Annotated in this window: 12 protein-coding genes; 8 read left to right on the top strand and 4 right to left on the bottom strand. The window is 70.2% G+C overall.

Annotation, left to right across the window (positions count from 1 at the left end; translation table 11 throughout):
* Positions 1 to 229: 229 nt before the first annotated feature.
* Complete coding sequence (locus tag GQ466_RS12525; protein ID WP_161103028.1) at positions 230 to 1,075, bottom strand: helix-turn-helix domain-containing protein; 846 nt, start codon at positions 1,073 to 1,075, stop codon at positions 230 to 232.
* Positions 1,076 to 1,281: 206 nt separating this feature from the next.
* On the opposite strand from GQ466_RS12525, the gene GQ466_RS12530 reads away from it, so the two are divergent.
* Both GQ466_RS12530 and GQ466_RS12535 read left to right on the top strand, forming a co-directional pair.
* Entirely contained in the window at positions 1,282 to 1,431 is a 150-nt protein-coding gene (locus tag GQ466_RS12530) for a hypothetical protein (RefSeq protein WP_161103029.1), read from the top strand.
* A 105-nt stretch (positions 1,432 to 1,536) separates the two neighbouring features.
* On the top strand, positions 1,537 to 2,367 hold the full coding sequence (locus tag GQ466_RS12535) for a DUF5753 domain-containing protein (protein ID WP_161103030.1): 831 nt from the start codon (positions 1,537 to 1,539) through the stop codon (positions 2,365 to 2,367).
* Between the two features lie 73 nt (positions 2,368 to 2,440).
* Here GQ466_RS12535 and GQ466_RS12540 read toward each other — a convergent pair whose 3' ends face one another.
* Positions 2,441 to 2,635 (bottom strand): DUF397 domain-containing protein, encoded by a 195-nt coding sequence (locus GQ466_RS12540; protein ID WP_161103031.1) that lies wholly within the window; start codon positions 2,633 to 2,635, stop codon positions 2,441 to 2,443.
* A gap of 139 nt (positions 2,636 to 2,774) precedes the next feature.
* On the opposite strand from GQ466_RS12540, the gene GQ466_RS12545 reads away from it, so the two are divergent.
* The 3 genes from GQ466_RS12545 (at position 2,775) to GQ466_RS12555 (ending at position 6,701) form a co-directional block, all read left to right on the top strand.
* On the top strand, positions 2,775 to 3,740 hold the full coding sequence (locus tag GQ466_RS12545; protein WP_161103032.1) for an AfsR/SARP family transcriptional regulator: 966 nt from the start codon (positions 2,775 to 2,777) through the stop codon (positions 3,738 to 3,740).
* Between the two features lie 50 nt (positions 3,741 to 3,790).
* Entirely contained in the window at positions 3,791 to 5,914 is a 2,124-nt protein-coding gene (locus tag GQ466_RS12550; RefSeq protein ID WP_161103033.1) for an ATP-binding protein, read from the top strand.
* 412 nt (positions 5,915 to 6,326) lie between these two features.
* Entirely contained in the window at positions 6,327 to 6,701 is a 375-nt protein-coding gene (locus GQ466_RS12555) for a hypothetical protein (RefSeq protein ID WP_202420402.1), read from the top strand.
* A 312-nt stretch (positions 6,702 to 7,013) separates the two neighbouring features.
* Here the strand turns inward: GQ466_RS12555 and GQ466_RS12560 are convergent, their stop codons facing one another.
* On the bottom strand, positions 7,014 to 7,715 hold the full coding sequence (locus GQ466_RS12560; protein ID WP_161103034.1) for a hypothetical protein: 702 nt from the start codon (positions 7,713 to 7,715) through the stop codon (positions 7,014 to 7,016).
* A gap of 226 nt (positions 7,716 to 7,941) precedes the next feature.
* Positions 7,942 to 8,685 carry a hypothetical protein gene (locus GQ466_RS12565; RefSeq protein WP_161103035.1) on the bottom strand — a complete coding sequence of 248 codons (744 nt, stop codon included), beginning with the start codon at positions 8,683 to 8,685 and terminating at the stop codon, positions 7,942 to 7,944.
* 541 nt (positions 8,686 to 9,226) lie between these two features.
* On the opposite strand from GQ466_RS12565, the gene GQ466_RS12570 reads away from it, so the two are divergent.
* The 3 genes from GQ466_RS12570 to GQ466_RS12580 all read left to right on the top strand — a co-directional run bounded on the left by GQ466_RS12570 (position 9,227) and on the right by GQ466_RS12580 (position 11,809).
* A complete protein-coding gene (locus tag GQ466_RS12570; protein WP_161103036.1) occupies positions 9,227 to 9,628 on the top strand; it encodes a hypothetical protein in 402 nt (133 codons plus the stop codon).
* A 124-nt stretch (positions 9,629 to 9,752) separates the two neighbouring features.
* Positions 9,753 to 10,349, top strand: a complete 597-nt coding sequence (locus tag GQ466_RS12575; RefSeq protein WP_161103037.1) for a carbonic anhydrase — start codon at positions 9,753 to 9,755, stop codon at positions 10,347 to 10,349.
* Between the two features lie 8 nt (positions 10,350 to 10,357).
* A complete protein-coding gene (locus GQ466_RS12580; protein ID WP_161103038.1) occupies positions 10,358 to 11,809 on the top strand; it encodes a SulP family inorganic anion transporter in 1,452 nt (483 codons plus the stop codon).
* Positions 11,810 to 11,842 lie beyond the last annotated feature (33 nt).

Here is an 11,842-nt window from a genome sequence, read left to right on the forward strand (position 1 = left end):
CGATCCCGATACCGACGACCGCATAGACCCGCAGGGCGTGGCGCAGCTCCGTACCGCGCCAAGCCATCCTCCATCCCTGCATGTTGATCGAGAACCGCCCCTGACCTCATCCGGCCACTCACCGCCGATTTGCCGGTCTTCGTCCCGCTGAACTTGCCCCCGTTCCTCCCCGCGCTCAAAGAGACGATCAGCGCCGTCATCCGAGCGGGAGAGGACGGACGAGATGCGATCAGAACGTTTCCGACAGCTCCAGCAGGAAGTCCCGGGACCGGCCCGGCTCCCAGGCGGACGCCCTGACCTGGTCGAACGCCGTGAGGTAGCGGCCGACCTCCTCGGCGGTCTCCAGCACGCGGCCACCGTCGAACATCTCTGTGTGGACGACTCGCGGATCGGCGCGGAACTCGAAGATCTGGAACGGGAATCCCATCGCCTGGTAGGGCCCGGCCTCGAAGGGGATCACCCGCAAATCCCACCCCGAGTGCTCGGCCACGGCGGCAAGGGCGTGCAATTGCTCCCGCATGACGGCGCCGCCACCAACGGGACGCCGCAGGACCGCCTCGTCCAGGACGACGGAGAGCCGCGGGCCGTCCGCACCGACGAGAACGCGCTGCCGCTCCTGGAACAACTCCGCGCGACGATCGACGGTGCTGAGGTCGTGGTCCGTCCACGACCGCAGGTAGGAGCGGGTGTACTCCGGGGTCTGCAGCAGGGGACTGACCACGCTGTTGTCGTAGACCAGGATCGCCGCGGCCTCCTCCTCGAGGCTCAGCAGGTTCTCGGTGCTCTCATCGAGGACGTCCCCGTAAGGCGCCCACCAGCCCTTGCTGCGCGCCGCGCGGACCATGCCGAGGAGCGTGTCGCGCCGGTCGCCCACCACTCCGTAGAGGTCGAGAAGTTCGCGGGCATCCTGAATGCGCACGGCGACCAGGTTGTTCTCGATTCGGCTGACCTTGGCCGGAGAGCATTCAAGGTGGTCGGCGACCTCTTCGAGGGTCTTGCCGGACACGCCGCGCAGGCGTTGAAGCTCGGCGGCCAGCCTTCGGCGCTGCAACACCGGACTTCTGCCCCGCGTCATCCCACCCTCTTCCCCGTCAAGTAGTTGATCAATTTTACCACCCGCAACTTGCACTTGCGAGTGTCCGGCAGTGCGACATCACATGCTCGGGCACGGTGTCAACACGGGGAGGATACGTGCAAAGGCGCCTGACGAGGCGATCGACCTCGGCTACGGTCAGACTTCCCGAATCGGGCTTGCTCCAGGACCTGGAGACGTTCTTCGCGATGACCGCTCCCCTCTTCCTCGTGGCCGGGTGGCGCGAGGTCGCGGCGCTGGGCTTCGTCCTGGCGCTGGCCTGCTGGCTGCCCGGACCGCTCCGTCGACTGCGGGCGGCCGTCCGGCCTTCGTCCCGGGGGCGCCATGCCCGGCGCTAGGTGATGTCACCGCAGGTAAGGGACTCGCCAGAGGGGGATTTGCCAGGATGAGGGACCGTCGTTCATACTGCAAATTGCGTTTTGCAAAGACCTTAGGGGACCTGCATGGGAATCCACGAGTTGCGCAGGCTGGGCACGCACCTGGGCCGACTCCGCGGGAGCGCGGCCCGGAACACAGCAGAGGCGGCGGCGGTGCTGGGCTGGCCGACCGCGCGGATGGTGCGGTTCGAGGCCGGGCTGGCGACCATCCGGCGCACCGACCTCATGGAGCTGGTGGGCTTCTACGGCGCCGACCCGACACCCGCGCTCGCCCTGCTCGACGGAACGCGCGGCTGGTGGAACCGGTACTCCGACGAGATCGACACCGACTGCGAGACGCTTCTGATCCTGGAGGACAGCGCCGCCAGCCTCCGCACCCACCACGCCGGGCTCGTCCCCGGGCTGCTACAGACCCGCGCCTACACCGCGGCACTCATCGGCACCCGGCGCGACCAGCCCTGGCCACGGCTGGAGAAGCTCGTGGATCTGCGGCAGGAGCGGGCCCGGGTTCTCGGTCGCGGGGGAATGGAGATGACGGGCCTCATCGACGAGGCGGCACTGCGCCGTCCCGTGGGCGGCCCGGCGGTGATGCGCGAGCAGTACGAGCACCTCATCGCGATGTCGCGGCTGCCCGGCGTGAACGTCCTCGTGCGGCCACTGACGGCCGAGCCGTGCCGGGCGGTCCGCTTCAGCTTCCACGTGTTCGACCTACGGGTCGGCGACGACGGCTCCGCCGAGGACGCGGCAGTGCAACTGGAACTGCTGGACCGCGAGCACTTCGAGTGGAACGCCCTGGAGGTCGCGTCCTACCGGCGAGCGTTCGCGCGGGCCGAGCGCGACGCACTCGACGCGGACGCCTCGGCGGACTTCCTCGCCGGACTGGCGGCCGCGTGCTGAAGAGCCGCACGAGCCGGGCGGTGCGCCATGGCCGCACAGGGGCGGCGCACCGCCCAGCTCGCCTTCCGGTCGCTCAGTCGCGCAGCCGCGCGAGAAGGCGTCGCGCCGCCGGGAGATCGAGCCCCACGACCCCCGCGCCGGGGTCCTTGGAGTCGCGCAGGAGGAGGCGGCCGTGCTCAGCCGCGACCTCCACGCAGTTGTTGTTGCTCGAACTCGAATACGACGTCTTCCGGAAAACCGGTCGTCCTCTGTTCTCGGGCGTCTGCATTGCTTCACTCCCTGTCCGGTGGGCCGAACGCCCGCCGTCGGGATGAGCTTGGAATCACCCATAGGTAATACCGTGAGAAATTTCGCGGGTACTTTCGCAGGAAATTCCGTCCGGGCTCGTACCCGGGAGAAGGAGGGACATGTCGTCCGAACTGGTGGCTTCGACGGAGGACGTCACGGTCCACGTCGTCAACACCATTGAACTGCGCCGGGGTGGAACGCCGATCCGGATCGGCGCCAGCAAACACCAGGCGATCTTCGCTTATCTGGCGATCGCCGAAGGCAGCCGGATCTCCCGTGGAGAACTGGTCGAGCGGGTCTGGGACGGGGAGGAGATCCCCCTGTGGGCGGACGCGGATCTTCAACGCAAGGCCAGGGACATCAAGAAGGTGTTGGCCGGGGCCGGGTTCGACGGCAGCCTGACGCACGTTGCCAAGGGCTATCGGCTCGAACTCCCCCCATCCGCAGTCGACTTCCTGCGCTTCCGCACGCTGGTCTCCGAGGCGGGTGGACACGCGGACCGCGACCCCGGCCTGGCGGCCGACCTGGTGCAGCAGGCGCTTGACCTCGTCGCCGGGCGGCCGCTGCCCGGCCTGGGCGGAGCCAAGGCCGAGGCGTTCCGGCAAGGGCTCGTTGAGGAACGCCGGCTGGCCGGGCTGAAGCTGGAGCGCTGGTCGCTGGAAGCCGGCCGGGCGCGGGAGCGCCTTCCCATGCTCCAGCAGGCGCGGGCCGAGCACCCGGACGACCAGGAGCTGGCCAGATACCTGATGAACGCGCTCGCGGCCGTGGGACGGCCAGGCGAGGCGCTCTCCGTCTACGACCAGGTCGTCGCCCGCTTCCCGCGCGGTAAGGCGTCCATCGACCCCAAGCTCACGGCGGTGCGGGATCGGATCCGCGACGGGGCCGTCCGGGTCGGCTCCGCGGAGCCGGGGAGTGCGGACGAAACGCCGGAGGGCGGGGACGGGGTGCCCGAGGCCGACGCGCCCGGTTCCGAGTCCCCCCGACGGTCGCGGTCCGGGGAAAGCCACCACCACGAATATCACCGAATCGACATCAGCGACGGCGGCGTCGGCCAGTTCGGAATCGTCAACAACTGGAGCCGATGACTCCGGCCCCACTCTCCTCAACAGTTCCGACAACAGCGGTTGGTCATTTTATGAACGACGAGAACGCAGACCAGAACAGCGACGACACCGTCGGCGAGCCGGACCCGTCGCCGGACGAGGCAACACACGGCGACGGCCAGGACGACGACACGGAGGACGGGCGCAACGAATCCCGGCCCGAAGCGAAGCAGGCCCCCGCCGATCACCGGTTCACCCGGCAATCGATCGGGGCTCTCTACACCTACATCAATATGATCGGCGGCTCGGTCTCACTCGGCCTGGTCAACAACCTCGAAAGCCCGGAGGCGATGACGTCGGGCGCCGTGACGGGCCAGATGAGCGAGGCGGAGATCCGCGCCCTTCGGAACAGCCCGGTCCGGTCCATGACGCATGAGGAGGCGGTCGCCACGGTCCGCCGGGACGGAGTGGCGGCGGTCTACGGCCCGCCCGGCTGCGGCAAGAGCCATGGCGGGCGGACGGTCCTCGCCTCCCTCGGCTCAGGACCGGTCTTCGTACTGACGCCCGGCACGAGCCTGGAGGAACTCTCGCGCCGTCCGTACCAAGAGAAGTGCGCCTACTTCGTCGAAGGCGTCAATGAGACGGGTGACCGGCTGACCACCGACGACGTCTGGCGCCGGGTCCGGACGCGCGTCACGGAGCAGAAGGCGTGGCTCCTCGTCGTCATCACCGCCGAGATGTTGGAGACGAACGCGGCCGAGGCCGTCCGGCACCTGCGCTGGGAACGGCCGGACGTCCGGCTCGTCCTTGAGGCGTACGGTCTTGCATCCGCGACCGTCGAGACCGTACTCGGAGAACTGCCGGACACGCCGGGGGTCGGCAGCGTGGCCCGGGTCGCCGAGCGCGTCGCAGCCGGGACGGACCCGGCCACCGCCGTCCGAGAGGTCTTCGAATTCGCCGCCCGCGCCCGGGTCGCGGAGTGGTTCGACGGCAAGCCCTCCCGCAAGGACATCTGCGTGATCACGGTGCTGGCGATGACGCACGGTCTCCAGCTGCGCGACCACGGCATGTGCCTGCTGCGGTTCGAGGAGATCCTCGACAAGCACATCCCCCGTCCGGAGGAGAAGGACGCCGCGGACGTCGTCCTGGACCGGCGGAGCACCATGGTGCGCGGCGACGGCCTGGTGACGCTCGACCGGATCATGAAGGACGGCATGGTCGGCAAGCAGTTGAGGTTCAAGGATCCCTCCTACCGACCGCATGTTCTGCGGGAACTCTGGGACTCCTATGACGAGCGCTTCTTGTTCGCCGTCCACGAGTGGGTGCACGAGGTCGTCCTCGACGACACGGTCCGCTTCAACCTCACGGTCGGGCTGGCAGTGCTGGCCCGTGAGGCGTACGAGGAGGTCGAACTCGACTATCTGCTGCCCTGGTCGAAGGGCGCCTACGGCTGGCAGGGCCAGCAGGCGGCAATCTGGGTGCTCTCGCTCATGTCCACCGACCAGGAGTTGTCCCGGACGGCTCTGCAGACCGCGCGGCGCTGGATCGGCCACGGCTCGTGGCCGCAGCGCTGGACCGGGGCGGTCGCCTTCACCGGACAGCTCGGCGTTCGGTACCCGGAGGAGGCCGCCCGCCGCCTGTGGCAGCTTGTGGCGCAGGAAGGACCGATCAGCCAGGGGGTCGCGCAGAGCATGGGCGAGCTGTTCGCGACGCTCGTCGTGGCGGACGGCAGAGCGGTCAAAGTCATCACCCTGCTCCAGCGTCGCCTGGACGAGCTGAGCCCTGCCGGACGGGCCGCCGGACGCTACCGGCTCGCCATGCGGGCGGTCCTCGCGGTGCTGTCCACAAAGCTGCGCGATGGCGGCAACCCGGCCGTCGTGGTGCTCCTGCTCGCCAAACCCGAACTGCGTGCGCCGATCTGCAGAATCTGGGCCGCGGCGCTGCGGTACACGCCCGCCCGCCGCGGCGCGCTCCGTTCGCTCGCGCAGGCACTGCGCGGCATCGAGCGGCTCAGCGACGACGCCGAAGCCAACGCGGCCGCGCTCGGCGGACAGCTCCGCCTCGCACTCTCGCCGACTGAGCAAAGCGCCCTCCGCCGGGACCTGCCCGTGGTGCTGCGCAAGCGGTCGTCTGGCCGGGAGCGCCCGTCCCCCCTCACGAAGATCCTGCTCGCCGCCCTCGACGCGGCAGCCCCTCCTTCAGGAAGTGAATCGTGACCCAGACCTACCCGATCATCGACCAGCGTCCCCTCGCCGAGGCGAAGAGGTTCCGGCTACCAAGACCGGCCCGGCGGCAAGGACTTCCGCGGGTGGCGCATCAAGCCGGGCACCGCGGTCAAGGATCCGAAGACGAGCTCCTACAAGGCCGAGTCGGAGTTCTGGGACGACAGCCCGAACCCGCCCGACTGGAAGCCGAAGAACGGTAATGGCCGCGTGAGCACGTTCTTTCCGGACCACTGGACGCCATAGCAGGTCGACGCTGCCATCCCCGGACCTTCCAGCACGCCCGCCCCGTTCCTGGCACTAACATGCGGCTAGGAACGTATCAAAGTTCGACCATTCAAGGCTTGTATGACGGCGCAGGCGGCTTCATTCACGGCTGGCCGACCTTCTGACTAGAGAATTCGCAATGGGCTTCATTTCCTTCTCGCTAGACCCCGAGTTCCGGATGCCGCTTTATCATGCGACGGACGAGAGGCACCGGACCCTCGGTGCCTGGATCCTCGCGTACATCGCCACCAACAAGCACGTGGAGTTGGATGCGCTGGCCACGATCGCCGACGTCGAGGCGGGGCGCACGCCCGAGCCGTGGGACAGCGAAAACTACACCGTCGAGTTCAGTGCGGCGGGAATCGAGATCCAGAACGACTGGGTCGAGCACGAGCGCGGCGCGTACTCGCTCGCCGAGCTCAAGGAGGCCATCGAGACCTACCGGAAGTTCCTGGCAGCAATTCCGGACAATCCGGAACTGATTCGTGAGTCCCGCCCAGATCTGCCGGAATGACAGGCCGCCGTTTTAGCGTGGGAGGACACGTGGAAGCGCCCGCATCCGTACCGGGGCGTGCTGTTCTGACGTCCGGCGCGTTCGTTCCCTAGGATTGCTGTTCAGGGTCGGGGGCTGTAAGGGAGCATCGTGCGGTTTTGTGTGAGCTTGTTGCTGGGGGTCGTGGTCCTCGTCGGCGGGGCGGTCGTTCCGGGCGGGACGCGGGACGAGTGTCATGACGCTTATGACGAGGGGCGGATCACTGAGGATCAGATGTTCGTCTGCCTGCGCTCGGCTGATGAGAAGCATGGGCGCTGGTGACGGGCTCGGTGATCAGCCCGTCTTCTGTGGGATGAGCTGAAGGCGAATGTTGCCGTCGTAGGGGACGACGAAAGTGGAGATGCGTGCGGTGCGGCTGTTCGGTTTCCAGGTCAGGGGGACGAGGAAGAGACGGCCGCCGGAGGCCAGCAGGAGGCGCAGGTTCTGGTAGCGGTGGCGGTAGGCGGCGCCCTTGCCGAAGTCGGCGTGGAGTGTTTCGGGAGGCGCGTCGATCAATGGGTCCTTCGTGTAGAGGACGACCTCGGGGAGTTTGGCGAAATCGCGGGCGTCGTCGTACGCGCGGGCGATGCCGACTTCGCCCGCGAGGCTGTTCGCCGCCCAGAACAGGCCCATCGCGACCACCGCGAACGCGATGTAACGGCCGCCGCGCTCCACGCCGGCCAGTTCCGGGCGCGATCGCCAGCCGCCGTCGCCGGCCTGGCGGAACAGCCAGAACGCGTAGACGAGCGCCGGGACGCCCGTCGTCAGGCAGAGCGGCGTCGTGCCGGGGGTCTCGTGCGCGGCGACCTCGGTGGACAGGACGCCGACCAGGGCCCGGACGGTCAGCGCGAATCCGGTGAGCGCCACCGCCAGCGCGATCCGGCGGGCCGCGCGCACGCGGTCCGGGAGCACCGCGCCGCGCACGATCGCGTGCCCGCCGAGGGCCGCCAGGACGGTGAGGAACAGCAGCACCGCCGCCGGATAGGCCACCTCCACGCCGTAGAGGAGCAGCGTCTGGTTCCCGAGGTCGGTGAGCTGCAGGTCGACGCCGAAGTAGCGGAAGCGCTGGAGCGTCGCGACGTAGCCATACCAGATCAGGACGGCCGCGACCAGCGACGTCGGCGGGCCGAACGTGCCGAGCAGGGAGAGGCGCTGCGTCCAGTCCGGCCCGGGAGCGGGCTCGGCGGGGACGGGCCTGCGCGCCCTCGCCAGCCGTCCGGACCTACTCCTGGCACTGGCCGAGACTGCTCTCGCCCCCGTTCGGCGCCTCGGGCAGCGACTGCCAGGTGGCGCAGGCGCTCAACATCCGCGTCGTGCCCCACGTCGCGCGCACCGGACGGTCGGCCGTCGCGCCGAGGCCGGAGCACGGCGCGGACGCGTCCGTGCACAGCTTGGACAGCCGCCAGGTCGTCAGCACCGTGTAGTGCGCGGGCCGCGGGATCTCCGGCCGGTCGGTGTAGGCGGGCGTCACCGCGCACCCGTCCGTCGGGCCGATCACCGTGCCCGGCGCGCAGGGCTCGTGGGCCTGGACGCCCTCGCCGACCGAGCCCGTGCAGCTCGGCGCCGTCTCGTAGGTGACGGTTCCGAACCGGGACCGGGCCAGCACGTCGTCCGAGATGAGGCTGTCGGTGATCGGCGCGGGCGCGCCCGACTGCGCGGCCGTGAACCCCTCGATCCGCACGGGATAGGGGCTCCAGATCACGCGGCACTGGGCGTCCGGGGTCCGGTCCGAGAGGGACGCGCCGCTGCCGGTGTTCACGCGCGGCGTCGTCCAGGCGCGCGGCGACGGGCCGACCGTCGGCGGCCCGGACGTTCCGCCGGTCGGCTGACCGGACACCGTCGCCGTCGCCGAGGGGGCGAGCGTCACGGGGTCGGCCGCCGGTCCATGGCGCGGCGAGCCGCCGCACGCCGTCAGCGCGGTCAGGCCGGCCGCGAGCGACGCCACGGCGAGTGGGCGCGATCCCATTTCCCCATTATCGGACAGCCGCCCCGGCCGGAGGGGGCTTCGTGCAGGCCGGACGCGGCCACCCGACCCCCGCGTCGGCGGACCGGAACCGCCGCGCCGCCACGCGAGTCGGCCGTGATAACCGCCACAGTGGCCGTCGCGAACGCCCTTCGACGAGCGCAACGACAGACCGAGCGCGTTTCGGCTGGCAGGAGGCGTAGAACGGCGTCCGGGCACCCGACCGGCGGGATCGAACGGAACGCGACACCCGTTCCCCGCACCCGGGTCAAATGACCAAAAAGTACCGAATCGCGAAACTTGTTGAGAAGTTTCTAGATGAAATGCATTCACGTTTTAGGTCGACCGGCGCACGCGGCCAAGGACCTATCCGTAGGATGAGCAATCCCTGTCCAGGACTCCATGACACCTGGCGTGACCAGGAGTTGCCGACAACATGTGATTTCGCGCATAGTTAACGGCAAGGGGAACATGCGCTAGTCAAGGCGCATATCGTCGGAAAAATCCACCCTGCACGCTCCCAGCAGGAAAGGACGGTCGGGCAGTGGCGCGGCTCGGTACGCTCCAGCGCACCGCATTCGCGGTCGCCGTGCTCCTGTGCGGCGCCTTCACCCTGATCCTGGCCGCCCTCCCGCACCACGAGAACGTCGGCGTCCGGACGGTCGCGGCGAGCGCCGCGACCGACGAGAAGGCCGCCGAGAAGGTGTCCTGCTGCGAGCGGGAACAGCATCCGCACGAGGCGCCCCGGCATCCCGGCGCCCGTGTCCCCGCGCTGCTCCCCGACCTGCGACTTCCGCGCGCGCACGTCAGTCCCGCGCTCGGACCCGGTCTCGGCGCGCTCGGCCGCGTCCCGGACGTCCCCCGACGCCGGCACGACCATCTCCACGCCGTGAGCCGGTCGGCGACGGCGTCGATACCCGCACTGCTCCAGGTCTTCCGCAACTGACAGACCACCGCGTCTCCGCCGCCACGACGACGTGACCGGCGGACACACGCCTGCCATCGGCCCGTTTTCCGCTCCATCGATGCGCCCCGCCCGTCCGGCGGCGCGCCCCTGGAGGTATCTCGCCATGCAGACGTTCATCGACCACGCACGCTCGTTCCGGGAGCACGCGGCCCGGAACGGCGAGGAATTCCACCGGCTGGCCGAGGGCCAGTCACCGCAGGCGCTGTTCATCGCCTGCTCCGATTCGCGGGTCATCCCGTCCCTGTTCACCGGCGCCCGTCCCGGCGAGCTGTTCGAGCTGCGCACCGCGGGCAACATCGTCCCGAAGTACCGGCTCGGGCACCCCACCGGCGAGGCCGCGACGATCGAGTTCGCGATCGAGGTGCTCGGCGTCTCCGACGTCGTCGTGTGCGGCCACTCCCACTGCGGGGCGGTCGGCGCGATGACGCGCGGCGACGACCTCGCCGCCGTCCCCGCCGTGCGCGGATGGCTCGCGGGCGCGACGGCGGAGGGACCCGCGCCGCCCGCCGAGACCGGCGGCGACTACGCCGGTCCTGTGCAGCAGCACGTGCTGCGGCAGCTCGACCGGCTCCGCGCCTACCCGAGCATCCGGCGGCGGCAGGGCGACGGCGCCATCGGCCTGCACGCCTGGTACTACGAGGTCCACACCGGTTCCGTCCTGGCTCACCGCCCGGACGCCGACGCCTTCCTCCCGCTGTGATCGGCCGGATGAACGCGGAGACGCTGCGCCGGGACGTCCCCGCTTCGCTCGTCGTGTTCCTCGTGGCGCTGCCGCTGTGCGTCGGGGTGGCGGTCGCCTCCGGCGTGCCCGCCGAACTCGGACTGATCACCGGCATCGTCGGCGGGATCGTCGTCGGCTCGATGCCCGGCAGCAGCCTCCAGGTCAGCGGACCGGCGGCGGGCCTGACCGTGCTGGTGTTCGAGGCCGTCCGGGAGTACGGGGCGTCCGCGCTCGGCGTGCTCGTCCTCGCGGCGGGCCTGCTGCAGCTCGTGCTCGGCGCGCTGCGGCTCGGCCGGTGGTTCCGGGCCATCTCGATCGCCGTGGTCGAGGGGATGCTCGCCGGGATCGGCCTCACGATCATCGCCGGCCAGCTCTACACGATGGCCGGGAAGACCGCGCCCGGCTCGGGCCTGGAGAAGATCTTCGGGCTGCCGGAGATGCTCGTCGACAGCGTGGGCTCGGGCACGGCGCTGACCGCGCTCGCGGTGGGCTGCGGGACGATCGCCGTCCTCGCGCTGTGGCCCCGGCTGCCCAAGCGCGTCCGGCAGGTGCCCGGGGCGCTCGTCGCGGTCGGGGCGGCCACGCTCGTGACCGTCCTGTTCGACCTCCCGGTGAAGGCGCTGGACGTCCAGGGACTGTTCGGCGCGATCCACCCGCCGAGCCTGGACGACGTGTCCGGGCTCGCCGAGGTCGGCGTGATCGGGACGATCCTGGCGTTCGCGCTGATCGCGTCCGCCGAGACGCTGTTCAGCGCGGCGGCCGTGGACCGGATGCACGACGGACCGCGCACCGACTACGACAAGGAGCTGGTCGCCCAGGGCGTCGGCAACGCGGTCTGCGGGGCGCTCGGCGCGCTGCCGATGACGGCGGTGATCGTGCGCAGCTCGGCGAACGTCGCGGCGGGGGCGCGGACGAAGGCGTCCCGCGTCCTGCACGGCGTGTGGCTCCTGCTGTTCGCCGCGCTGTTCCCGGCCGCGCTCGGGCTGATCCCGCTGGCCACGCTGGCGGGCGTCCTCGTCCACGCGGGGTGGAAGCTGATCCCGCTCGCGCGGCTGCGCCCGCTGTGGCGCGAGCACCGGGGCGAGGCGATCGTCCTCGCGGTCACGGCCGTGTCGGTCGTCGTGCTCAACCTGTTCGAGGGCGTGCTGATCGGGCTCCTGCTGGCCGTGGTGAAGACGGCCTGGGAGACGTCCCACATCCACCTGGAGACCGACGACTCCACGGACCCGATCCACGTCCGCCTCATCGGGAACGCCACGTTCCTGCGGCTCCCGAAGATGCTCGACACGCTGGAGGCGCTGCCGCGCGACCGGCCGATCGAGCTGGACCTGTCCGGGCTGCGGCACCTCGACCACGCCTGCCGTACCGCCCTGCTCGACTGGGCGGACGACCACAACCACGCGGGGCCGGTTCCCGTCCCGCTGGCCCAGGCCGGATAGCCGGACGACGCCCGTCCCACCGGGGGCGGGCGT

It is taken from the genome of Actinomadura rayongensis, from assembly GCF_009831215.1.
GTDB classification, from domain to species: Bacteria; Actinomycetota; Actinomycetes; order Streptosporangiales; family Streptosporangiaceae; genus Spirillospora; species Spirillospora rayongensis.